This window comes from Streptomyces sp. NPDC033165, assembly GCF_055577965.1.
In genome coordinates, this window is record NZ_JBVIPK010000003.1 from 136722 (window position 1) to 158827 (window position 22106).

20 protein-coding genes are annotated in these 22106 nt (G+C 71.7%); 5 read left to right on the top strand and 15 right to left on the bottom strand.

Going from position 1 to position 22106, the window contains the following annotated elements; genetic code table 11:
* Positions 1-7: 7 nt before the first annotated feature.
* Complete coding sequence (locus ACZ5WC_RS08370) at positions 8-217, bottom strand: hypothetical protein (RefSeq protein ID WP_096628750.1); 210 nt, start codon at positions 215-217, stop codon at positions 8-10.
* A 342-nt stretch (positions 218-559) separates the two neighbouring features.
* Between ACZ5WC_RS08370 and truD the strand changes: the two genes are divergently transcribed.
* The 4 genes from truD (at position 560) to ACZ5WC_RS08390 (ending at position 5556) form a co-directional block, all read left to right on the top strand.
* Complete coding sequence (gene truD / locus ACZ5WC_RS08375; RefSeq protein WP_468540079.1) at positions 560-1645, top strand: tRNA pseudouridine(13) synthase TruD; 1086 nt, start codon at positions 560-562, stop codon at positions 1643-1645.
* Between the two features lie 49 nt (positions 1646-1694).
* Positions 1695-2435 carry a 2OG-Fe(II) oxygenase gene (locus tag ACZ5WC_RS08380; protein WP_468540080.1) on the top strand — a complete coding sequence of 247 codons (741 nt, stop codon included), beginning with the start codon at positions 1695-1697 and terminating at the stop codon, positions 2433-2435.
* Positions 2428-3873: an NAD(P)/FAD-dependent oxidoreductase gene (locus ACZ5WC_RS08385; protein ID WP_096628755.1), complete on the top strand. Its 1446-nt coding sequence runs from the start codon at positions 2428-2430 to the stop codon at positions 3871-3873. The genes ACZ5WC_RS08380 and ACZ5WC_RS08385 overlap by 8 nt, the downstream gene beginning before the upstream one ends.
* Positions 3874-3984: 111 nt before the next feature.
* Positions 3985-5556 carry an amino acid adenylation domain-containing protein gene (locus ACZ5WC_RS08390; protein ID WP_468540081.1) on the top strand — a complete coding sequence of 524 codons (1572 nt, stop codon included), beginning with the start codon at positions 3985-3987 and terminating at the stop codon, positions 5554-5556.
* Positions 5557-5563: 7 nt separating this feature from the next.
* Here the strand turns inward: ACZ5WC_RS08390 and ACZ5WC_RS08395 are convergent, their stop codons facing one another.
* The 3 genes from ACZ5WC_RS08395 to ACZ5WC_RS08405 all read right to left on the bottom strand — a co-directional run bounded on the left by ACZ5WC_RS08395 (position 5564) and on the right by ACZ5WC_RS08405 (position 8641).
* On the bottom strand, positions 5564-6175 hold the full coding sequence (locus tag ACZ5WC_RS08395) for a methyltransferase domain-containing protein (RefSeq protein ID WP_468540082.1): 612 nt from the start codon (positions 6173-6175) through the stop codon (positions 5564-5566).
* The gene (locus ACZ5WC_RS08400) at positions 6172-7452 is read right to left on the bottom strand and encodes an acyl-CoA dehydrogenase family protein (RefSeq protein WP_468540083.1); all 1281 of its coding nucleotides are present in this window, start codon (positions 7450-7452) and stop codon (positions 6172-6174) included. Before ACZ5WC_RS08400 ends, ACZ5WC_RS08395 begins: the two co-directional genes overlap by 4 nt.
* 94 nt (positions 7453-7546) lie before the next feature.
* Positions 7547-8641 (bottom strand): P-loop NTPase family protein, encoded by a 1095-nt coding sequence (locus tag ACZ5WC_RS08405; RefSeq protein WP_468540084.1) that lies wholly within the window; start codon positions 8639-8641, stop codon positions 7547-7549.
* Positions 8642-8784: 143 nt separating this feature from the next.
* On the opposite strand from ACZ5WC_RS08405, the gene pdxR reads away from it, so the two are divergent.
* Positions 8785-10320: a MocR-like pyridoxine biosynthesis transcription factor PdxR gene (gene pdxR, locus ACZ5WC_RS08410; protein WP_468540085.1), complete on the top strand. Its 1536-nt coding sequence runs from the start codon at positions 8785-8787 to the stop codon at positions 10318-10320.
* Here pdxR and ACZ5WC_RS08415 read toward each other — a convergent pair.
* The 11 genes from ACZ5WC_RS08415 to ACZ5WC_RS08465 all read right to left on the bottom strand — a co-directional run bounded on the left by ACZ5WC_RS08415 (position 10283) and on the right by ACZ5WC_RS08465 (position 21939).
* Complete coding sequence (locus ACZ5WC_RS08415; protein WP_468540086.1) at positions 10283-11731, bottom strand: UbiD family decarboxylase; 1449 nt, start codon at positions 11729-11731, stop codon at positions 10283-10285. The genes pdxR and ACZ5WC_RS08415 overlap by 38 nt on opposite strands.
* Positions 11728-12063 (bottom strand): chorismate mutase, encoded by a 336-nt coding sequence (locus ACZ5WC_RS08420; RefSeq protein ID WP_468540087.1) that lies wholly within the window; start codon positions 12061-12063, stop codon positions 11728-11730. The genes ACZ5WC_RS08415 and ACZ5WC_RS08420 overlap by 4 nt, the downstream gene beginning before the upstream one ends.
* Complete coding sequence (locus tag ACZ5WC_RS08425; RefSeq protein ID WP_468540088.1) at positions 12060-12407, bottom strand: cupin domain-containing protein; 348 nt, start codon at positions 12405-12407, stop codon at positions 12060-12062. The genes ACZ5WC_RS08420 and ACZ5WC_RS08425 overlap by 4 nt, the downstream gene beginning before the upstream one ends.
* Before the next feature lie 65 nt (positions 12408-12472).
* Entirely contained in the window at positions 12473-13144 is a 672-nt protein-coding gene (locus tag ACZ5WC_RS08430; protein ID WP_468540089.1) for a flavodoxin family protein, read from the bottom strand.
* A 67-nt stretch (positions 13145-13211) separates the two neighbouring features.
* Positions 13212-14516, bottom strand: a complete 1305-nt coding sequence (locus ACZ5WC_RS08435; RefSeq protein WP_468540090.1) for a TrpB-like pyridoxal phosphate-dependent enzyme — start codon at positions 14514-14516, stop codon at positions 13212-13214.
* A gap of 69 nt (positions 14517-14585) precedes the next feature.
* Entirely contained in the window at positions 14586-15866 is a 1281-nt protein-coding gene (locus ACZ5WC_RS08440) for an MFS transporter (RefSeq protein WP_468540091.1), read from the bottom strand.
* Positions 15867-15870: 4 nt separating this feature from the next.
* Positions 15871-17091 (bottom strand): ATP-grasp domain-containing protein, encoded by a 1221-nt coding sequence (locus ACZ5WC_RS08445; RefSeq protein WP_468540092.1) that lies wholly within the window; start codon positions 17089-17091, stop codon positions 15871-15873.
* A gap of 37 nt (positions 17092-17128) precedes the next feature.
* Positions 17129-17899, bottom strand: a complete 771-nt coding sequence (locus ACZ5WC_RS08450; RefSeq protein WP_468540093.1) for a B3/B4 domain-containing protein — start codon at positions 17897-17899, stop codon at positions 17129-17131.
* A gap of 204 nt (positions 17900-18103) precedes the next feature.
* Positions 18104-19351, bottom strand: a complete 1248-nt coding sequence (locus tag ACZ5WC_RS08455; RefSeq protein WP_468540094.1) for an MFS transporter — start codon at positions 19349-19351, stop codon at positions 18104-18106.
* Positions 19351-20640 carry an amidohydrolase family protein gene (locus ACZ5WC_RS08460; RefSeq protein WP_468540095.1) on the bottom strand — a complete coding sequence of 430 codons (1290 nt, stop codon included), beginning with the start codon at positions 20638-20640 and terminating at the stop codon, positions 19351-19353. Before ACZ5WC_RS08460 ends, ACZ5WC_RS08455 begins: the two co-directional genes overlap by 1 nt.
* A gap of 81 nt (positions 20641-20721) precedes the next feature.
* Positions 20722-21939 (bottom strand): IS110 family RNA-guided transposase, encoded by a 1218-nt coding sequence (locus ACZ5WC_RS08465; protein ID WP_468540096.1) that lies wholly within the window; start codon positions 21937-21939, stop codon positions 20722-20724.
* Positions 21940-22106 lie beyond the last annotated feature (167 nt).

Sequence of the window (22106 nt, forward strand, 5' to 3'; positions counted from 1 at the left end):
GGGCGGGTCACCAGCTCACACGCATCTGCTGCACATGGCGTTCAGCGAGGCCCTCACCGATGAGGGCGTCGACGTCCCCGTCCAGCAGGGCGTCCAGCTGACGCGGCGTGAGGTCGTAGTCGCCCGCGACCTGTCGCGGATTCAACTCCCACTGCTTCTGCAACTCCTGGTCGCTCATCAGTGCGTCCAGCAGTGCGTTGACATCAGGCTTCGACATCGCCCCTCCTCGCTGCGGTCCGGGTCAGGCTGGGCCAGCGCGCCCCCGGGGCGTCACCGTGCGCCCCGCGACACCCTATATTCCCCGCACAACCGCTCTGACCAGCGCTTCGCTTCCACGCGATCGCACCGGTGCACCCTACGGCGAGGGCGGCTCCGGCCCACACCCGGGGTTCTCCGCGGCCTGGCCGACCCGGCTCGGAGAGGGCTCGGGCACTTTGACAGAATCCGAGAGTGCGTGCGAGCGTTGCCACCGCTCAAGCGCAGGTCAGGGCGATGACGTACCGGAAAACCGCCCGTCGGCACATGGACGAGCACCGCACTCACGGAGGACACACAGGCAATGGCTGAACTTGAGCCTGTGGTCAAGCACCTCCCCACCGACTTCCTCGTGCGCGAGTCGCTGGTCGTCCGGCTCGGGGAGCCCGCGACCGCCTCCTGGCGCTACCTGATGCTGCGCAAGTGCGGCTACACGACCATGGAGGCGTCGCGCCTCGTCGCCGCGGCGCTCGGGCTGAGCAGCCGCGAGGTCACCTACGGCGGGCTGAAGGACGAGGACGCCGTCACCGAGCAGCTGATCGGCATACCCGCGAACACTGATGTGCCGTCCCTCACCGAAGAAGGCTGGACCGTTGCCGCCGAGGCCGACCGCTGGCTCACCCTGCACCCCTACGGGCACGGTCCCGAGCCGCTGGGCGTCGGAGACCTCGAAGGCAACGCCTTCCGCCTGATCGTGCGCAATCTCGACGCCGACACGGCGGAGCAGCTGACCAGCCGTCGCAAGCTGACCGCACTGGTCCTCAACTACTACGACATCCAGCGCTTCGGCGTCCCCGGCGGTCCCCGGCGTACGCATCTGGTCGGCGCGGCGATGCTCGACGGACGCTGGGACGAGGCGCTGCGAGAGCTGGCCGGACTGGGGGCGCCCGAGAGCCCCGCCGCCGAGCGGTGGGAGGGCCCGGCCGCCGAGTTCTTCACCGGCCTCGACCCGCGCACCTCCGCCTTCTACCTCGCGGCGCACTCCTCACACCTGTGGAACGCCGAACTGGCCTCGGCAGTCGAGGACGTCTGCGGTGCCGCCACGGTGCCCGTACGCGTCGAGGGCGTCCCGTTCAGCTACGCGCCGAGCCCCGAGGACGCCGCGAGGGTCCTGGGCCGTAACGTCATGCTCCCGTACACCAAGTACGAGTTCGCCGCGGACGGCCCGGTGACCCACGCCTCGCGACGGGCCACCGTCGTACAGACCAGCGTGCTGGTGAGCGGCCCGGAACCGGACGAGGAGTTCCCCGGGCGTCTGCGTGCGGAACTGCGCTTCTTCCTTCCCTCCGGAAGCTACGCCACGGCCGCGATCCGTCAGATCCTCGGCTATCTCGGTGTGCCGCCGGGCGAGCGCACGCGGCAGGCCGTCGCGGCGCGGCCCGCCTCCTGAGAACCTTCCGTGGTTTCCTCGTGCCCGGACCGACACCCAAAGGCTCCCGATGACGGCCACCCAACCCGAAAACCGCCCCGGTGAGCACCTGCTCGACGCCTTGGCCGCCGCGCGGCTGAACAGCTCACCGTGGCCGCACGCGTATCTGGAGCAGACCCTCACCCCCTCCTTCGCCGCCGGCCTCGCCCGGAGCTTCCACGGCTTCCGCCTGGAGCGCTGCGCCGAGAACGAGCGTGAGAAGACCTACCGGTTCGGCACCGGCAGGCTCGACGCGCTGCCCCCGGAGGAGCTGCCCGACGCACGGTGGGCGGAGCTGGTCTCCGTACTGGGTGGCCGGGAGTACCGCGACGCGCTCGCGAGACTCAGCCGCACCCCGCTCGACGGGGCGGAGTTCACGCTGAGCGTGTGGGAGTACCAGGACGGCGACTGGCTGGCGCCGCACGTGGACAAGGCGGACAAGCTCGTCACCCAGATCTTCTACCTCACCGAGGAGTGGGAGCCGGGCGACGGCGGGAGGTTGCTGATCCTCGACGAGCCGCGCGGTCCGGCGCTGGCCGCCTACGCGCCGCGTGCGGGCGCCAGTGCCGTCCTGCCGCGCTCCGAACGCTCGTGGCACGCCGTGGAGCGGCCGGCGCAGGGCTCGGCACCACGCCTGTCGGTCACCGCGACCTACTGGCGGCCCGACGCCACCGGCCCCGGCGGACACGGCGCGGGGAACGCGGCGGCCGCCACGGGGACGGAGACGGCAACGAGCATGAAAGCAAGAGAGACGGAGACCTACGGTGGCTGAGCCCCACTTCTACGACGTGGCGATAGTGGGCGGCGGCCCGGCGGGCTCCACCGCCGCGTCCCTCCTGGCCAGGGCCGGTCTCTCGGTGCTGCTGCTGGAGAAGGAGGCCTTCCCGCGCGAGCACGTCGGCGAATCACTGCTGCCGTTCTGCTACACGCTGTTCGACGAACTCGGTGTGCGGGACGAGATGGCGGCCCGCTTCGTGCGCAAGCCGGGGGTGCGCTTCGTCGACAAGGAGGGCAACGCCTCGACCACGTGGTGCTTCAGCCACGTCATCGAGGACGAGAGCTACCTCTCGTTCCAGGTGGACCGGTCCGCCTTCGACAAGATCCTGCTCGACAACGCCCGGCGCCTCGGCGCCCATGTCCTCGAACGCACACGGGTGAGCGAGGTCCGGCTCGACGACCCGAGTCGGGTCGACCTCACCGCCGTGGCCGAGGACGGGACGAAGCACACCCACTCCGCCCGGTTCCTCATCGACGCCAGTGGCCGGGACGCGCTGGTCGGCTCCCGCATGGGCTGGCGCACGCCTCGCGAGGCCCTCGACCGTACCGCCCTGTGGTCGCACTGGACCGGGGTGAAGATGACCGGTGGCCTGGAGGAGGGCAACTCCGTCATCGTGTACATCGGCAAGGAGAAGAAGGGCTGGATCTGGGTCTTCCCACTGTCCGGGGACCGCGTCACCGCCGGTGTGGTGATGCAGAACTCGTACCTGCGCGACGCCCGCAAGCGCTACAGCGGCAGCGGTGAGGACTTCACCACCGCTCTCTACCACGACGAACTGCGCGAGTCGCCCTTCGTCGCCGGTCTCATCGACGGTGCGCAGCAGGCGATGGGAACGCTCGTCGCGGGTGACTACTCCTACGAGGTCCGCAACCACTACGGCGTGAACTACGCGATGATCGGCGACGCCCGCGGATTCATCGACCCCATCTTCTCCAGCGGGGTGTTCCTGTCGATGAAGACCGCTTCGCTGGTCAGCGAGGCGCTGCTGGCGCGCTTCGCCGAACCCGGCGAGAACCCGGCCGAACACCCGGCACTGGTGAACGCCTACGGCCTCGTCAACGGCGCGTACGACCTGGTGCACCGGATGATCCGGCTCTTCTACGACCCGCACGCCGCCAGTTGGGCCGACCTCGGCGCGGACGGCCAGGCTCACAAGGCGCACGAGAGCGCGATGGCCGCCGGTCACTACATGCTCGCCGGTGACTTCTTCGAGAACCACGCGCGGTACAGCAAGTTCTTCGACCTGCTGGAGAATCCGGGGAACTTCGAGCACTACCGCAAGTACGTCATCGAACGGGACAGCTTCCAGGAGCTGTCCTGCCACACGCCGTGGGAGATCGCCTTCGGCGGTCGGCTGGAACGCTTCGGGCCGGCCGGGGCGGCCGAGGTCGCACGCCTGGCCGCTGCCGCGCCCGGCGGCGGCCAGGACTGACACCCGGCCCGTCGCGGGGGCGGCCCAGTGGGCTTCGAGCGGGCTCAACGGCCCCTTCCTGGCTGCCATGACGAGCCGCCGCGCCGCCTTTCGCACCACACCGGAGGAGCCTTGACCACCGCCCACCACCTCGCCGGTCTGCTCGACGCCGCGGCGGACCGCGCGCCGTCGGCCCTCGCGGTCGTCGACGGCGAGGTGCGGCTCGACTACGGGACTCTGGAGCGCCGGGCCAATCAGGTGGCCCGGCTGCTGAGCGCCCGGGGCGTGCGGCGGGGCGAGCGGGTCGGTCTCTGCCTGGAGAAATCCGCCGACGCGCTCGTGGGTCTGTACGGCATCCTCAAGGCGGGCGCGGCGTACGTTCCCCTGGACCCTCGCGCCCCGGCTGCCCGGTCGGCACTGATCTGCGACGACGCCGACGTCCGCACGGTGCTCACCAGCACCTCGATGAGCGCCTGGTGGCCCACGCTGCGCGACGGCGCCCCCGGGGTGGACACCTTTCTGTGCCTGGACGCGGAACCGGCGGCAGCCGACCGGCCGCACGGGGTCGAGGTGATCGGGGAGGAAACGCTCGCCCTGGCAGGATCGAGTCGTCCGGAGTACCAGATCGGCGGGGACGACCTGGCCTATGTGCTGTACACCTCCGGGTCGACCGGAACCCCCAAGGGCGTGATGCTCACCCACCGCAACGCGCTGGCGTTCGTGGAGTGGGCGGTGGAGACGTACGAGCTGACCGCCGATGACCGGCTCTCGGGGCACGCGCCCCTCCAGTTCGACCTGTCCGTCCTCGATCTCTTCGGCGCGGCCATGGCCGGGGCGGCGCTGGTGCTCGTGCCGTACCCGGCCACGGTGTACCCCGCGCAGGCGGCGGCGCTGATCCGGCAACACCGTGTCACCGTCTGGTACTCGGTGCCGTCCGCGCTGGTGCTTCTGGCCCTGCGCGGCGGACTGGTGGCAGAGGACCTGCCGAGCCTGCGCACCGTGCTGTTCGCGGGCGAGGTCTTCCCCCTCCCGCACCTGCGCCGCCTGACGGAGCTGCTGCCGCACGTCCGCTTCGCCAATCTCTTCGGCCCCACGGAGACCAACGTCTGCCTGGCGTACGACGTGCCCTCCCCGCTCCCGGACAGCGACCGCCCGCTGCCGATCGGCCGGCCCATCAGGGGCGTACGCGTCTTCGTGGTCACCGACGACGGCCGGATCGCGCGCCCGGGCGAGCAGGGCGAGCTGTGGGTGAGCGGCCCCACGGTCACGCTCGGCTACCTGGGCGACGAGGCCCGTACCCGCGCGTCGTTCGGGTACGCCCCCGAGGACGGTCCGGGCGCCCCGGCCTACCGCACCGGAGACCTCGTCGTACGGGGCGCCGACGGGCTGCACCACTTCGTCGGGCGTGCCGACGCGCAGCTCAAGAGCCGGGGCTACCGGATCGAGCCGGGCGAGATCGAGGCCGTGCTCGGACGGCACCCCGCCGTCGTGGAGTGCGCGGTGGTGGCGGTGCCTCAGCCGCCGATCGGGCACCGCATCGTCGCCCATGTGAGCGCGCCAGGTGCCAGTGCCCAGGAACTCCTCGCGCACTGCCGCGCACATCTGCCCGCGTACATGGTCCCCAGTGGCGTGTCGCTCCACGACGCACTGCCCCGGACCTCGCGGGGCAAGCTCGACCGGCGTGCGCTCTCGCCCGAGCGGTGAGACCCGGTCAGCCGGGCGCGGTCGTACGGGAGTAGAGGACGAGTTTGCGCATGCGCCGCTTCTCCTGGAAACCCGCGGCGATCAGGCGGGAGTGCATGACCGGATTCGCGTAGACGATCCGCAGGGTGCGGGGGGTGGCGCGCTGCGAGGCGGTCAGCTGCTCCACGAAGGCGTCGAAGACCTCGCCCACGAAGGGGTTGAAGAGGTAGAACACCGTGGCGTCCGCGGGAATGTCCCAGGTGCGCACGTCGGTGCAGTGGATCGGGATGTCCGGCCGCCCCGCGGCGGCCAGGTTGTTCCGACCGGCCTGCGCCATCTCCGGAGAGATCTCCACCCCGAGCACCCGGCGAAAGGGATATCTGCGCGCGGCCACCAGCAGCACACGGCCCTTGCCCGCGCCGATGTCGACGAACACGTCCTCCGGCGTCACCTCGCTCGGCCGGAGCACACGGGTGAGGCGCCAGCTCTCGGACGGCTCGTAGCGCCGCGCGTCGCCGTGGTGGTCGGGTCCGGTGAATTCCTCCGTGGTCCGCACGTGGTGCGTGCGGTCGAACCAGGCCCCGTAGACCTTCCGGCGCAGATTGCGTCCGCGCCGTGTGAGGAGGTCGGCGCCCTTCACCGGAGGGCCGTCTGCGCTTCGCGAGGTGCCGCGGCGGTGTGCCCGGTGGCCGCGGCCACGTCCGGCGCGCTGAACTCGGCGACGGCGGTGCGGCCTATGAGGTCAAGGGCTTCGAGCGGCGCATGCGGCTGCATGAACGTTCCGGCGCGCACATCCCGGGAGATGCGTGCCAGCGGATGCGCGGCGAGGTACGCGGACCCGCCCACGAGTGTCATGGCGTCGTGCACGATCTCCTGCGCGACCCGCGTCACATGGGTCTTGGCGGCCTGGAAGGCCACCATGAGCTCCAGGCCCTGGTCGTGCGGGACGTCTGCGGTGGCACGGCCGGCGAGAGCCTCGTCCGTCGCCGTGAGCGCACAGTCGAGGACGGAACGCGCCGTGGCGAGCTTGACCTCCATCTCACCGACGGCGTGTACGGTTCCGGGCGCGGCGGCATCCCTGCCGAGCGCCTTGGAGGCATGGCGGACCGCCAGGTCCCGTGCCGCCTCGGCACAGCCCAGGTAGGCGCCTTGGAGTGCGAGGTTGCTCACCGTGCGCCCGATCATGGCCGAGGGCTGCCGCACCCCCCACGGTCCGCGCGGTGACACCGCCGACGTGGGCACGAAGACGTCCTCCAGGACGACGTCGTTGCTGCCGGAGGTCCGCATGCCGAGCGCGTCCCATTCGGCGACCACGGTCAGCCCCGGGGTGTCACGTGGCACATGGGCGGACGCCATCCGGTACCCGCCGGAGGGGTCCGGAACGCGCAGCCTGAGGTAGAAGTCGGTGGCCGCGGCGGAGAGGGTGACGAAGATCTTCTTGCCGTTGATCCGGTACCCGCCGGGAACGGGGGTGGCCTCGGTCCGCACGTGATCGTGGTCGGCGCCCGCCTCGGAGGTCGCCCCGCAGGCGATCAGGCTGCCGTCGGCCATCGCCCGCAGCGTCGCGGACAGGTGCTCGCGCTCCTCCGCACTTCGGCTCTCCCGCAGCCGTCGGGCGAAGTACCACTCCCGGGCCAGTTGCATGTGCAGCCCGATCGCGGTGCCGGCGTCCCCGTGGGCGAGCCGATTGACGACGACGGTCAGGTCCCGCATGAGCTCGACACCGAGCCCACCGAGTTCCTTCGGGACGCACGCTCCCAACAAGCCGCTGTCACGGGCGTCGTCCAGATTCTCCGTCGGGAAGGCCGCCTCGCGGTCGTACCGGGCGGCACGCTCGGCCAGGAGCGGGGCTATGCGCTCGGCTATGACCGCCGCGCGTTCGCCCTCCGGTGTGTGTGCTGCGAGCCTCGTCGCCATGACGCCCCTCCGTGACCGCCGCCGGTCGGCAGCAGGCAAAACATATCCCTACCTGCACAATTATCACTCACAGCCGGTGACCGGCCCCCGCCGGTCAGCCGCTCCGCGCGTACGCGACCGTGAGGACGCCGTGCCCACTGCCGGAGACGAAGCGGAGCCGCAGCGACGCCCCGTCCGCCGGGACAGCCTCCTCCGCGACCGACTGCCGGGCGGTACGCGCTCCGGGCTCCGCTCCGTCACCGGTCTCCGAGTGGCCGCTCTCCCAACGGGTGGAGGCCCGGATCACGGCTTCACCACCACCGGTCGCGAGGAGACCGTCCACCGCGGCCCGCCACACCGGCGCCACCGCCCCGGCCCCGGCCCCGGTCGCCGCCCCGCCCCGCTCGACCAAGTCCATCTGAGGACTGTCGGGAAAGGTGGCCGCGAGACAGTCCGCGCAGTCCTTCGGCAGCACGTCCGCGGCGTCGAGCACCGTCCCGGATTCCCCGGAAGGCGCTGCCACCCGCGTGAAAGCCTCCGTCACACGAGCCCGCACACGCTCGTCCATGGCGCGAGACCAGGCGCGGGCAGCGGCACCGGAGCGCAGCCGTACGACCTCGACACCCTGCGCTTCAAGCTCCGCGAGCCTGCCCGGCAGTTCCTCGACATGCCGCCGGTTGGACCGTACGGCCCACCGCAGGACCGAGTTACGGCTGAAGAGCGCACCCCAGCCCTCGCGGTTTCCACCCCACAACTCGGTACGCAGAACGATCCGCTTCAGGCTGCGGACGAACAACCGCCGCAGGATCACCGGCAACGGCGGGTTGAGCCAGACGATCAGGTCGGCGCGCGGCCACACATCGGCGGCGACGCGGTCGATGTAGTTGCCGTCGAACAGCCAGCGCGGGCTCTCGGCCTCCGCCAGGACCTTCTTCCGGAACTCCTCGGGCGTCGCCTGCGTCCAGTTGGGCCCGTGCTGGAACCGGTCGAGCTCGCTGTGGGCGGCACCGATCAGGGCCGCGAGGGGCGCGCCGAGAGTGGACTTTCCCGCCCCGCTCGTCCCGAGCACCACCACCCGCCCGGGAACCCGCTCCGCCGGACCGTCCCCGGCCACGACTCCGTCCGCCACCGGCACCTCACCGGGAACACCCTCCCGGTCACGCCCGCCCATCGCCCGACTCTGTCCTTCGCCGCCATTCATCACACGCATTCGCGCCACACTAGCCCGGCCCCCGGCACGACGATTCGCCACCATGCCGCTCAGCCCAAGCGTGCCGACATGGCCTCGATGGCCGCCTCCCGCGGCATCGTGGCAGACTCGTCAGCGCTGACGGGGGGACTGAGGGGGACAACGTGGGGTCGTCGGAGCTGCTCATCGTCCTGGATCGGGAGAGTGGCGCGTCCTTGCAGCAGCAGGTGTGCGATCAGGTGACGGTGCTGGTGCGGTCGGGGCAGCTGCGGCCCGGGGACGCCGTGCCCGCGTCCCGGGAGCTCGCCCTTCAGCTCGGGGTCTCGCGGACCGTGGTCACTCGGGCCTATGAACTGCTGCGGGCCCACGGCATTCTCACCGCCCGGCGCGGGTCCGGAACCCGGGTCGCCGGGCTGGCGGGCGGGGCGAAGGCCGGTGTCCGGCGGACGGTGCCCGCGGCGCTCGCCCCGCAGCCGCCGAGGTCGACGGACGAGGGCCACTCCCTGTGGCAGCCGTGGGAGCCCGCGCCCACCTACCGTCCGGGCACCGCCCTCGACTTCCGGCACGGCACGCCCGCGCTCGCCGACTTCCCCGTGGCGCGCTGGCTCCAGTCGCTCCAGGAGGCGTACGGCAGGGCCGATGCCGCCGCGCTCGGCTATGGACCGGCCGAGGGCTCTCCCAGGCTGCGTACGGAGATCGCCACGCTGGTGCGGCAGAGCCGCGCCCTGGACGCGTCCGCCGACCGGATCATGGTCACCGGCGGCGCCACCCAGGCCATGGACATCCTCGTCAGGATGCTGGTGAAGCCGGGTGACGTGGTCGTCATCGAGGACCCGAGCCACACCGTGCTGCGGCAGGTCTTCGGCTGCTCCGAGGCCACCGTGGTGCCCGTACCGGTGGACGAGCAGGGGCTGCGGGTCGGTGACATCGACGCGTGTGTGCGGGCGCAGGGGCACGACCCGGCGCGGGTCAGGCTGGTGTACGTCACGCCGTCGCACCAGTTCCCGACCGGTTTCATCATGTCCGAGGAGCGTCGGCGCGCCCTGCTCGATTGGGCCTACGAACGCGGCGCGACGATCCTGGAGGACGACTACCACAACGAGTTCACCTTCACCGCCGAGCGCCTGCCCGCCCTGGCCGCCGCCCGGCACCGGGACACCGTCGTCTACGTCGGCAGTTTCAGCAAGACGCTCTTCCCCGCGCTGCGGATCGGGTACGCGATCCTCCCGCCGCACCTCGTGCAGCCCTTCCTCGGCATCAAGTGGATCACCGACCGGCTGACGCCCACCGTCGAGCAGGACGCGCTCGCCCACTTCATCGCGACCGGCGCCTACACCCGCCACATCAGCCGGATGACCCGGCTGTACCGGCAGCGCAGGAGCCGCCTCATCGAGGTACTGCTCGAACACTTCGGCTCCGAGGTGCGCATCTCCGGCGAGGCGGCGGGCCTGCACATCCTGGTCACGCTCACCGGCACGCGCGGCGCGACGGAGGCCGAGATCGCCCGGCGCGCGGCCGGACGCGGGGTGCGGATCTACCCCGCGTCCGGCTACTTCGTACGGGAGTTGCCGGACGAGCCAACGTTCCTGGTCGGGTACGCGGCCCTGACCACCGCCCGCATCACCGAAGGCGTCGCGCTGCTGGCCGCCGTCGTGCGGGAGGTCAGGGACGCGTCGGCCGCGCGGAATCCGCCGGGGTGAAGCGGGGGCGGCGGAAACGGTCCCGCTGAGCGTGCGGCACGGTGCAGTCGAAGACCACCTTGGCCGTGCGGCCGTCCGCCGAGAGGGCCGGGGAGTAGGCGGTGGACTGCGTCGGGTCGAGCGGAAAACCCTCCCTGTCCGGCAGCACCACGACATCCCGGTCCGCCTGCATCCGGGTGGTCATCGCCCACCACAGGTCCTCGTCGGACTCCAGGTCGACGTCCTCGTCGACCGAGACAACCATCTTGGCCATCCGGAACTCCTCAAGGACCGACTCCGAGGCCTTGCGCACCACTTCGTCGTCGGCCGCCGAGCGCTTGTGGAACCACTGGAGCACCACCATGAGCTGGCCGCCGCCCGCCGTGTGGCAGTGCACGGACTTCACCGGGGCGTCCCACTCCCGCAGCCGCCCCAGCACCGCCGCCTCCATCCCGAAGCCGAGCAGCACCGACTGTTCGTGACCGGGCCCCGAGACGGCTTGGAGGATGGCGCCGTCGCGTGCGGTGATCCCGGTGATTCGGACGGTCGGCAGCGCGGGGTGCGCCCGGCCCTGGTAGCCGAGGAACTCCGGGGTGGCGGCGGTCCCGCGCAGATTCTCCGGCGCCAGGTCGGGCAGGAGCTCGCCTTCAAGGACGTACTCGGCGTCCGCGACGTACTCCGCGTCCACGGTGCGGCACCGCGCGAGCTCCACCGGCGCTCCGCCCAGCGCACCCGCCACCGCGAGCTCGTCGAGCCCGGTGGGAACGAGGGAGGTCGGGCAGCAGGAGGAGAGCAGCACGGCGGGGCCGAGACCCAGGTGGATGGCGACGGGCAGTGGACAGCCCGCCCGCAGCGCCGACCGGTACGCCGCCTCCAGGTCGCGCCCCGGCACCATCCAGAGGGTGAGCAGGTCGGGGCCCTGCACGCACATCCGGTGGATGGAGAGGTTGCGTACGCCGGTCTCCGGGTCGGTCGCGAGGACCGCGCCGAGTGTCAGGTACGGGCCCGCGTCCTCGTCGGTGAGGACCGGCACCGGGAGCGCGGTGAGGTCCGGCGGGAGCACGACCCGGGCGGGCTCCCTGCCCTCCCCGGCCCGGACCGGCGGCACCGGCGCGGCGACCGCGTCCAGCAGCTGGTGCGGCAGCCGCGCCGGGGTGGTGCCGAGGAGGGCGGCGGCCCGGCGGCGGGTGCCGTACAGGCCCATGAGCACGGCCCGCGCTTCGGCGCCCGCACCGCTGGGTGTGACCCGCTCGTACATGACGGCGGGGCCGGGGCCCGTGGGCGGGGGCGCCGGGGCACCCGCCCACTTCGCGTAGTGCCCGGAAACCCCGAACCTGGCCGGGACCTCCTCCCGCACCCGGACCAGCTGGCCGGGCATCAGGTCGAGTCCGGCCAGCGCGGTGCGCAGGTCGGCGGGGCTGCGGCGCGTCACGCGGCACCCTCCGCCGAGGCCGGGCCCGATGCCGCGTGCCGCTCGGCGAGCCGCAGCATCTGGAGTTCGGTCAGCTCGGCGATGAGCGTGCGGTAGGCGGCCTCGGCGATGCCCGGGGGCATGCCCTCCTCCTCGGCGAGGCGGCGCACCTTGGCGATGACCTGTTCCACCCGCCCCGGCGAACGCACGGTCTCCTCGTCGCGCTTGAACTCCGTCAGCTCCCGCACCACGGCGGTGCGCCGCGCGAGCAGTCCGACGATCTGCCGGTCCAGCGCGTCGATGGACTCGCGCAGCTCCTCGATGCGCGCGGCGCCCGTCGTCTCCTCGGTCATGCCGCGGGCACCTCGTCGACGACGTACACGACGGTCGGCTCGCTGTCGGAACCCTGCGAGCGGTGCCGCTCGTCGCCGGGAATCACGAAGCCCATGCCGGGGCGGCAGGGCACCGACCGGTTGTCGAAGTGGATCGTGAACTCGCCCTGGAGCACATAGCCCTGGTGGCCGCGCTCGCACCAGTGCTCCTCGTTGAAGCCCGCGGGCAGTTCGAGCAGGCGTACGCGCAGGCCGCCGGTGTACGCGAGCTTCACGCGTCCCTCAGCGCCGGGCTTGTCCCACTTCTCCCAGGGAATGTCGTCGAAGTCGATCCCGACGACGGCAGGGGCGGTCGTTGCGGTCATGGGCGTATCCATCCTTAGATTGCGGCCAGGGCAGGCCCAGCCGGTCGGGCCGGTTGAGGTGGTGGTCAGGTCAGCGAGTGGGCCCGCGCGACCCGTTCGTTGCGGTCGTCCGGCTGGAGCACCGGTTCGCCGGTCTCCGCCTGGTACCTGCGCAGCAGCAGCGTCATGTCGATCATGCGGTGGACCATCCGCTCCAGGGCGTCCAGGCCCTCGGCGTCGGTGAGGCCCGGGTCCCCGGCGGCGTTGCGCAGCATGGCGGGGAACCCGCTGCCCACCAGGATCATCCGGTTGAGCAGCAGATTGTCGACGAGCTGGGCGTGCACGGAGGCGTCGCTGTAGCGGCGGCTCGTGACGATGATCCCGCCGACCTTGTTGGCCAGCGGACGGTCGAAGCGCAGGAATCCGACGCCCGCCCGCTCGATGAAGATCTGCATGAGATGGGCCAGGCCGAAGCCGTGCACGGGCACGGCGTAGACGATGCCGTCGGCCCGCTTCATCTCCTCGACGATGCCGGGCATGTCGTCCCGCAGCCCGCACGGAACGGTCCGCGCGTTGCAGTTGCCGCACGGGCTGCACGGCGAGATGCGGTGGTCGCGCAGGTGGATCGTGCGGAACTCGACCCCACGCTTCTCCGCAAGCTCGCCCGCGTAGTCGAGTGCGAGATCGGTGTTGCCGCCGGCTCTCTCGGACCCCGATATCCCGAGAATGACCGGCCGTCTGCCTTGCGTGTCCAGCATGAACTTCCCCCCCAGAACTCATGTTGTCCAGAGGAGGGGCCTCCGACGACCCCGCCCCCCGTGCGGCTCAGTCCTTGAGCTTGCCTGCGAAGTAGTCGATGTAGGCCTGCATGTCGAAGTGGCCGTGGCCCGAGAGCGAGAACACGATGCTCTTCGACTCGCCGGACTCCTTGCAGGCCAGCGCCTCGTCGATGGCGACGCGCACCGCGTGCGTCGACTCCGGCGCGGGCACGATGCCCTCGTGGCGGGCGAAGGTGACGCCGGCCTCGAAGCAGGCGGTCTGCGGTACGGAGCGTGCCTCCAGGTAGTCGAGGTCCTTGAGCGCGCTGATGATCGGCGACATGCCGTGGTAGCGGAGGCCGCCCGCGTGGATGCTCGGTGGCACGAAGTCGTGGCCGAGGGTGTGCATCTTGGTGAGCGGGGTCAGCCCGGCGGTGTCGCCGAAGTCGTATTCGAGCTTGCCCTGGGTCAGCGTCGCACAGGAGGCGGGCTCGACGGCGATGGCGCGGACCGGGCGCCCGCCGCGCAGCTGCTCGCCGAGGAAGGGCAGGGCGAGGCCGCCGAAGTTGGAGCCGCCGCCCACGGCGCCGATCAAGATGTCCGGGTAGTCCTCGGCCAGCTCCATCTGGAGCTGGGCCTCCTGGCCGATGATGGTCTGGTGCATCAGCACGTGGTTGAGCACCGAGCCGAGCGCGTACTTGGCGGTGCCGTTGCTGCTGACCGCCGCCTCCACCGCCTCGGAGATGGCGAGGCCGAGGCTGCCGGGCGAGTCCGGGTCGGCGGCGAGCGCGGCGCGCCCAGCCGCTGTGCGGTCGCTGGGGCTCGCGGTGACGCTCGCCCCGAACGTCTCCATCAGACCCCGGCGGTAGGGCTTCTGCTGGTAGCTCACCTTGACCATGTAGACCTCGCAGACGAGGCCGAAGTACTGGCAGGCGAGCGAGAGGGAGCTGCCCCACTGGCCCGCGCCGGTCTCCGTGGTGAGCCGCTCCACTCCGGCGCGCTTGTTGTAGTACGCCTGCGCAATCGCCGTGTTGAGCTTGTGGCTGCCCGCCGGGCTGACGCCCTCGTTCTTGAAGTAGATGCGGGCCGGGGTGTCCAGCGCCTTCTCCAGGCGGCGGGCGCGGACCAGCGGGCTCGGGCGCCACTGCTTGTAGACGTCGAGCACGGCGCCGGGGATGTCCACGCTCGCGTCCGTGGAGAACTCCTGGGCTATCAGCTCCGCGGGGAACAGCGGATCGAGGTCCGCCGGGGTGATCGGCTCGCGGGTACCGGGATGCAGCATCGGATCCAGCGGCTTGGGCAGGTCCGCGACCGCGTTGTACCAGGTGGTGGGGAGGCGGTCTTCGGACAGCAGGAACTTCGTCTGGGACATGAACACTCTCTGTTCGGACTCGGTGCGGCGGAAAGCTTCCGTGTGCGGTGAACGTGGGGACGTAAGTGGCTAGTTGGTTCCTCGTGGGGCGTCGAGCGGCTCCACGGGAAGGGCCTGGGGCTCCGGTGCGGGCGGTGCCGCGGGTGCGGCGGCCGACGGCCTGATGCGCAGCAGCGCGAACACGGCCATGCCGAGCAGCGGGGCGGCGAGCAGGGTGAGGAAGACGGGCCCGTGACCGTGGGCCGTCCAGATGACGCCGAGGCCGACCGGCACGACGAGCCGGGCGAGGCCGAGGACGAGGCCGTTGAGCGCCATGAAGCTGCCGACGCGGCGCTCGTCGACGTGGTCGGCGATGTACGTGGGCACGACGACGGAGACGATGATCTCGCCGAGTGTCCACACGACGGTGGAGAGCAGGATGGCGGGCAGCGAGAACGCGAAGGCGATCATGGCCAGGCCCAGCGACCACAGCAGCCCCGCGGCGAGCAGCAGCGGCTTGGTGCCGTAGGCGCTGATGCGCTTCTCCATGAGGAGGCCGAGGCTGACCACGACGACGCTGTTGATGGTGTAGACGGCGCCGACCAGGCCCGCGGACTCGTCCAGGACCGTGGTGACCGCGAGCGGCAGCGCGTATTCGAGGCCGATCAGCGGGGCGACGTAGAAGAAGGAGACCAGGACGATCAGCAGCACATGACCGTGGCCCAGGGAGATCGAACGGTCCTTGGTCCGGGGTCCGCCGGTGGGGGTGCGGCGGTCGTGCGGGACCCAGATCACGATCATCGCCGCACACGCGAGGCCGGCGAGGATGTTGCCCGCGAACATGACGTGGTACGAGTAGGCCGCCGCGACGCCGCCGAGCAGCGGGCCGACACCCATGCCGAGGTTGTTGCCGACATAGCTGAGGGTGTACGCGAAGGGCCGCTGTTCGGGTGTGGTGAGATCGGCGACCAGGGTGTTGGACGCCGGGCTGAACATCCCCATGCCGACCAGGGCGATGAACAGCAGTCCCGCGTACGTCCACGGTGGCCCGTCGAGGACGGCGAGGCCGAGATAGCCCGCCGCGTTCAGGAGCAGCGCCGTGAGCAGCGCGGTGCGCCTGCCGCGCAGATCGCAGAGCGGTCCGCTGAGCAGGCTGCCGACCAGCAGGCCCGTACTGCCGATGGAGATCAGCAGTCCGGCCTCGCCGGGGCTCAGGCCCTCGCCGCGCACCAGATAGACGGCGAGCAGCGGGAAGACGAACATGCCCGCGCGGTTGACGAAGGACGCGAGGAAGAGCACGCGCAGGGCGAGCGGCAGTTCTCTGAACCGGGTCAGCCACATGGCCCGACCCACCCCTCCGGAACTCGGCATCCCGTCAGCTCCGTTCGGTCTCGACACGGAACGCGTCCCGTACGGTCTTGAAGCGGGCCCGGACGTCCTCGAAGTCGGTGCCCTCGCACACGTACCAGCCGAGGACGTCGTTGGATGCGGTCGGCGGGGCCAGCACGTCGCCCACGCTCTTCCACACATCGGCGTCGAGGACCGTGTCGAGCGCGGTCAGCTCCTCGGGTGTGGTGATGGCGGTGATGCGCCCGTACTTCGGGGAGCCGAGGTACTCGGTGCCGATCTCCGGGCCGAGCCGGGCGGCGGGCCGGTGGTCCGGGTCGAGTTCGAGGCGGCACCACTCGCCCGCCAGGTTGATGCCGCGCCCCGCCTCGATGGCCGGGACGATCGAGCCGCCGCCCGCGCGTGCGCCCGCCTCGCCGAAGACGGGGTCGCCGCCGTCGTCGGGCAGGAAGAACTCCGCGTGCACCACACCGGTGGACAGCCCGAACCCGCGCAGCACCACGGCGTTCAGATCGAGGATGCGCTGTTCGCGCTCGCTCAGGCCGTGCTTGCGGGAGATGGTGCCGCCCGGCTCGTCGAGGTACTCCAGGACGGAGTACGTGTACTGGGAGAGCTGCTCGAAGACCACCTCGCCGTTCTGGAACAGCGAGTCGACGTGGTACTCGGTGCCGCGGATGAACTCCTCGACCCGGTACTCGTGCCGGTCGTCGCCCATCGCCTCCCAGACCCGGTCCAGGTCATCGCGGCTGTCCACCCGGTAGGTGTCGCCGCAGGCCCAGCCCGCGTACGGCTTGATCACGACCGGGTAGCCCGCCTCCTCGGCGAACTCCGCGACCGCCGTCACCGTGTCGGGGCGGCAGGAGCGGGCCACCCGCACACCCAGCTCCTCGGCTCTGCGGTGCATGACGTTCTTGTCGCGGAAGTTGAGCGCCTGGTCCGGGGTGAGACCCGGGATGCCGTGGTCGCGGCGGCTGCGGCTCGCGGGCAGCACGTCGCCCTCGAAGAGCGGGAAGATCCGCTCGATGGTGTGCTCGGCGTGGATGCCGTCGACCGCGGCCCGTACGGCGGCCGTGTCGTCCAGATCGGCGTGGTAGCAGGCCAGCCCCTTGGTCTCGGGCGCCTCCCAGCCGGTCGGCAGCAGCACCACGGTCGCCACGCCGAGTTCGGCGGCGGCCTCGACGACACTGCGGAACTGCGCCGTGTAGCGGCCGGCGGCCGGGCGGTACACCACCAGGATCGAACGGCTCATGCGGATCTCCTCGTACGGGTCGGGTTCAGGTGCGGGCTCAGCGGACCGGTGCGGCCGAGGGGGCACCGAACAGCTCCCCGGACGGCGTGGACCGGTCGAGCACCAGCGGTCGCCCGACGCTCCCGGTGAGACCGGTGAGCGCTTCCGTGATCCGGCCGAGCACCTCCTCGACGTCGTCCCTGCCGCCCTCGTGCGCGGACTCGACGGTGAGGAGGAGCTTGTGCCGGCCGAGGCCGGTCTTGACCACGTCGCCCTGCCGCCAGTTCCACCGGCGCGAGTGCGCCCGGCCCCGCCCGTCGGCGTACACGACCTCGCCGGGCTCGGGGTGCTCCGGCGCGTCGGGGGCGCCGAGCGGCAGATAGGTCTCGTCGCCGTCGGCGAGCCGCACAGACAGTTCCCCCTCGATGTCCCCCACGTCGCAGGAGGCGACAGGCAGTCCGCTGGCCAGCGACACCGCGTTGCACAGGTCGACGGCGGAGTTGATCCGCGGCAGCCGGTCCCCCTTGGCCACCCGGCGCAGTACCGACTCGGCGGCGCAGGGAAAGCGGTTGGGGTTCACCTCGACGGCCCGGTAGGCGTCGCGCCAGGCTGCGATGGTGGGCAGCGCGGAGACGTCCGCCTTGCTGAGCGTCCTGGCGTGCAGCGCGTCCTCGGCCGCGGTGAGCAGGCCGTCCACGGCGGCCGCGGCCCTGACGACCTCGATGTCCGGTACGGCGATCAGGCCGAGCACATAGCCGGGCACACGCGCGGTCAGCCGCGCGTCGACCGTGACGGTCAGGGTGTCCGTGCCGGGGGTGGTGCTGTCCATGGAGAGGGGTCCTTCTTGTCCGTCGGCCTGGGGCACTGGGGCTCTGCGGCCGGGGGCGTGGTGGCCGTGGGTTTCGTCGGTCCGTGATCCGGGGGCCGCTGATGACGCGTCCGACAGTAGGAAGACCGGGGGTGTCCGGCTGTGGCCAATTCCCGGCAATTCCGGGAGGCCACTTGGCGGGTGCCGGAGAGCCGGTCCGCCCGGTCAGCCCCGCTTGCCCGCGGGTTCGGCGGCCGGGGCACCGGTCCCTGCGGCCGGTTCGGCGTCTTCCCCGGCACCCGGGCCGCGCTGCCCCACCCGTACGCCGATGACCGCCGTGACCAGGGCGAGGACCGCGAGGCCCGCGCCGAGCGGGCCCAGCAGGTCCACCTCGTCCGCGCCGCCGTCGGCGATCACCCGGCCGCCGATGAAGCCGCCGAGCGAGATCCCCGTGAAGGTTGCCGATGAGTTCAGGGAGAGCAGCAGCGGCCCCGAGGCGGGCGCGACGGCGAAGAGCCGGTACTGCTGCGGGGGCTGGGTCATCATCGCGGTGACGCCCCAGGCCGCCATGGCCAGCGCGGCGGACAGGGTCCGGTCGCGGGTCAGCGGCAGCGTGCCGAGGACCACGGCGAGCCCAGCGACCGACGCGAGCAGGACTGGGGTCGCGCCCCAGCGGTCGGTGGCCCGGCCGCCGAGGGTGGTACCGGCCACGGCGAGGACCCCGAAGACGAGCAGGAGCAGCGCGAGTTCGCCCCCGTCACCGCCGGTCACCGGGGCGAGGACGGCACCGATGTAGGTGAGCGCCAGATAGCCGCCGGTCATGAAGAGCAGCGTGGTGAGCACGGTGAACAGCACCCGCGGGTCCCGCGCCGGGGCAAGGCGCGCGGCGAGGCCCGGCGCGGCGGGCAGCCGAACCTCGGGCAGGCCCCCGGCCACGGCGGCGGCGCACAGCACCCCGAGCCCTGCGAGCAGCCAGAAGGTGGACCGCCAGCCCAGGTCGGCGGCGAGCCAGGTGCCGAAGGGCACGCCCGCGACCGTCGCGGCGGACAGCCCGCCGAGGACCACGGCCATGGCGCGCCCGCGCCGCTCGGGCGCCGAGAGCGCGGCGGCGGACGCCGAGGCGGCCGGGATGTAGAGGGCGGCGCCCGCGGCGGTGGCGACCCGGGCCGCGAGCAGCGCGCCGAGGCCGGGGGCGAGCGCGGACGCGGCGTTGCCGAGGGCGAAGACGAGCAGCGAGATCACCAGGACGGTACGGCGTTCCAGGCGTCCGGTGAGCGCGCCGAGCACCGGCGCGAGGACGGCGTAGGTGAGGGCGAAGAGGGTGCTCACCCAGCCGGCGTCGGTGAGGGTCGCCGACAGGTCTCCGGCCACCTCGGGCAGCACTCCGGCCACCACGAAGGTGTCGGTGCCGATGGCGAAGGCGCCGACGGCAAGGACGGACAGCACGGGCAGCGAGGGCTTCGTGCGGGACATCACGCGGCTCCTGAGGTGACGGAGGAGAGGAAGGAGGCGGTGCCGCCCGCGACGGCAACGCCGCCGAGCAGCACCAGTTCGATGGCGCCGGGACGGCTGAGCACGGTGATGTCCTCGGCGGGGTCGCCGTCGGTCACCACCAGGTCGGCGAGGCGGCCCGGCTGTACGGTCCCGGCCGTCCCGCCACGGCCCGCGAGGCGCGCGCCGTTGGCCGTGGCCCAGGTCAGGACGGTGGGAGCGGGGATGCCCGCCATCGTCACGTACAGCTCCAACTCCTTGGCGTAGGTGCCGTGCGGGGTCCAGGCGAAGCCGAAGTCGTCGCCCGCCACGACCGGGATGCCCATCTCCGCCATGAGCGGCAGGATGCGCAGCGTGTTCTCCACCTCCGCCTCGAACTCCAGCGTCTCCAGGTACTCGGGGGTCTTGCCGTGCTCGGTGCCGGTGGTGAGCAGCATGTGCGGCTGGTAGAGGCTCGGCACGACGAAGATCCCGCGTTCGGCGATGGCGTCGAGCGCCGCGTCGTCGGCGTAGGTCGCGTGGTCGATGACGTCGACCCCGGCGGCGATGGCGTTGCGGATGCCTCCGAGGCCGCGCGAGTGGGCCCGCACCTTGGCGCCGTGTTCGTGCGCCGTACGGGCGGCGACGACCAGTTCCTCGGCGGTGAAGAGGAGTTCGTGGGACCGGCCGTTGGGGAAGGTGTCGTCGCCGGAGGAGAAGACCTTCACGATCTCCGCGCCCTGGGCGATCTCCCCGGCGACGTACTCGGCCATCTCCTCGGGGGTGTCGGCAAGCCGCATCAGATCGGACGGGATGCGCTTCTTGACATCGGAGTTGCGGCGCTCGGGCGGCCCCGACACCATCAGGTCCCGGCTGCACGGAGTGATCCGGGGGCCTCGCAGCCGCCCGGAGTCGACGGCCCTGCGCAGGGCCATGTCGATGCCGGAGACCGAGCCCGCGCCGACGAAGCCGGTGTAGCCGAGGCCCAGGAGGTTGGCGGTGTTCGCTGCGGCGCCGAGGGTGACCTCGGGAATGGAGTACTTGAAGAGCATCTCGCGGCCGTCGAGGACGTCGAGGTAGGCGATGTGGGTGTGCCCGAGCGTCATGCCGGGCATGACGGTGCGGCCCGCCAGGTCGAGGACGTCGACGTCCGGCGCGTGGACGGGGGCCAGGCCCTCGGGCATGACCGCCTCGATGCGGTCGCCGTCGATCAGCACGCTGTGGTGCGGCAGGGAGGCCTTGCCCAGGCCCTCCTGGACGGTGGCACGGTGGAGCAGGGTCTTGCGGGACACGTCGGGAATCTCCAGTTCGGACGGAGTGGTTCGAAGTCGTGGGACGTACGCGGCCGGTCAGACACCCCATGCCGTTCGAGGTCAGGCGGCAGGGGTGTGGGTGTGGTGCTGCCAGGCGGTCGCTTCGTCGTAGAGGGTGCGGGTCTTGAGGCATCCGTGGAGGACGCCGACGAGGCGGTTGCCGAGCTGGCGCAGGGAGGGGTTGTAGCCGGCCTCGCGGGCGCGTTGCTGGTCGTAGTAGCGGCGGGTGCCGGGTGAGGCCCGCAGGGCGGAGAACGCCTGGGTCTGCGGGGCGTCGGCGATCCGGTTGTTGCGCACGAAGCGGGCCTGGACGGTGTGGCTCCTGCCGGAGGCTCGGGTGATGGGGCTGGTGCCGGCGTAGTTCTTGTGCGCCTTGGCGGACGCGTAGCAGGTGGGGTCGCCTCCGAACTCGGCGAGCACCCGGGCGCCGGTGATCTCCGCGATGCCGGGCAGCGAGAGGTAGATCTCAGCGTCCGGGTGCGCTCGAAAATAGGCCTTCACCTGCCCTTCCAACTCGGCTGTCTGTTCGTTCAGGGCGATGAGCACTCTGGCGTGTGCGGTCGCGGTGGCCGCGTAGGCGGCGGTGACCGGCTCGGGCAGGCCCAGGTGCCGCTCGCGCAGCGCGGCCTGGATCGTGGTCGCTCTCGCGCTCCTGTTGTGCCGGCGGTGCCGGGCCAGGACGGCAGTGATCTGCGGGCGGGTCGGCTTCGCCGCCGCAGCCGGCGTGGGCTCCTTGACCAGCAGCTCCAGTGCGTCCGTAGCGGTCAGCGTCAGGTCGGCGTGGGCCGTCAGGGCGGCGGGGAAGTACTCGCGCAGTGTGGTGCGCAGCCGCTGGAAGGTGCGGGTGCGTTCCCAGACCAGCGCCTGGTGGGCGCGGGCGACGACCCGGACGGCCTGGGCCTGTTCGCTGTCCCCGGCCACCGGTCGGAGCTGGTCGCGGTCGATACGCACCATGTCGGCCAGCGCGTGCGCGTCGCTCTTGGCGCCGGAGGTGCCGTACCGCTCCTTGAAGCGGGCGACCTGCCGGGGGTTGATGGCGTAGACCTGGCAGCCGACGGCGATCAGGGCCTGCACCCAAGGGCCGCGGTCGGTCTCGATCCCCACGATCACGTCGGCCGGCTCAAGGTCCTCGCCACCGTGCTTCGCAACCAGCTCATGGAGCTTGGCGACGCCGTCCACGCCCTCGGGCAGCCGCGCAGCGGCCAGCTTCCGGCCGGTCGCGTCCTGGGCCTCGACGTCGTGGTGGTCCTCGGCCCGGTCATCACCGATCAGTAGCAATGCACTCTCCTGGTCAGGTACTTCACATCTCGCGCAACCTGCGGAAGACACGGCGCACGGCCTCATGGATCCAGGGCTCACGCCCCACTCGGCAGACACGCCACCCCATCAGCGGTCTGGCCTCCCGGCCGACCAGCAGGGGCACGGTCCGACCTCAGAACTCACGT

Excerpts from the sequence above, each read along its gene's own strand:
- ACZ5WC_RS08370 (WP_096628750.1), bottom strand. The coding sequence starts at position 217 with ATGTCGAAGCCTGATGTCAACGCACTGCTGGACGCACTGATGAGCGAC.
- truD (WP_468540079.1), top strand. The coding sequence starts at position 560 with ATGGCTGAACTTGAGCCTGTGGTCAAGCACCTCCCCACCGACTTCCTC.
- ACZ5WC_RS08380 (WP_468540080.1), top strand. The coding sequence starts at position 1,695 with ATGACGGCCACCCAACCCGAAAACCGCCCCGGTGAGCACCTGCTCGAC.
- ACZ5WC_RS08400 (WP_468540083.1), bottom strand. The coding sequence starts at position 7,452 with ATGGCGACGAGGCTCGCAGCACACACACCGGAGGGCGAACGCGCGGCG.
- ACZ5WC_RS08405 (WP_468540084.1), bottom strand. The coding sequence starts at position 8,641 with ATGCGTGTGATGAATGGCGGCGAAGGACAGAGTCGGGCGATGGGCGGG.
- ACZ5WC_RS08420 (WP_468540087.1), bottom strand. The coding sequence starts at position 12,063 with ATGACCGAGGAGACGACGGGCGCCGCGCGCATCGAGGAGCTGCGCGAG.
- ACZ5WC_RS08425 (WP_468540088.1), bottom strand. The coding sequence starts at position 12,407 with ATGACCGCAACGACCGCCCCTGCCGTCGTCGGGATCGACTTCGACGAC.
- ACZ5WC_RS08430 (WP_468540089.1), bottom strand. The coding sequence starts at position 13,144 with ATGCTGGACACGCAAGGCAGACGGCCGGTCATTCTCGGGATATCGGGG.
- ACZ5WC_RS08435 (WP_468540090.1), bottom strand. The coding sequence starts at position 14,516 with ATGTCCCAGACGAAGTTCCTGCTGTCCGAAGACCGCCTCCCCACCACC.
- ACZ5WC_RS08440 (WP_468540091.1), bottom strand. The coding sequence starts at position 15,866 with ATGCCGAGTTCCGGAGGGGTGGGTCGGGCCATGTGGCTGACCCGGTTC.
- ACZ5WC_RS08445 (WP_468540092.1), bottom strand. The coding sequence starts at position 17,091 with ATGAGCCGTTCGATCCTGGTGGTGTACCGCCCGGCCGCCGGCCGCTAC.
- ACZ5WC_RS08450 (WP_468540093.1), bottom strand. The coding sequence starts at position 17,899 with ATGGACAGCACCACCCCCGGCACGGACACCCTGACCGTCACGGTCGAC.
- ACZ5WC_RS08455 (WP_468540094.1), bottom strand. The coding sequence starts at position 19,351 with ATGTCCCGCACGAAGCCCTCGCTGCCCGTGCTGTCCGTCCTTGCCGTC.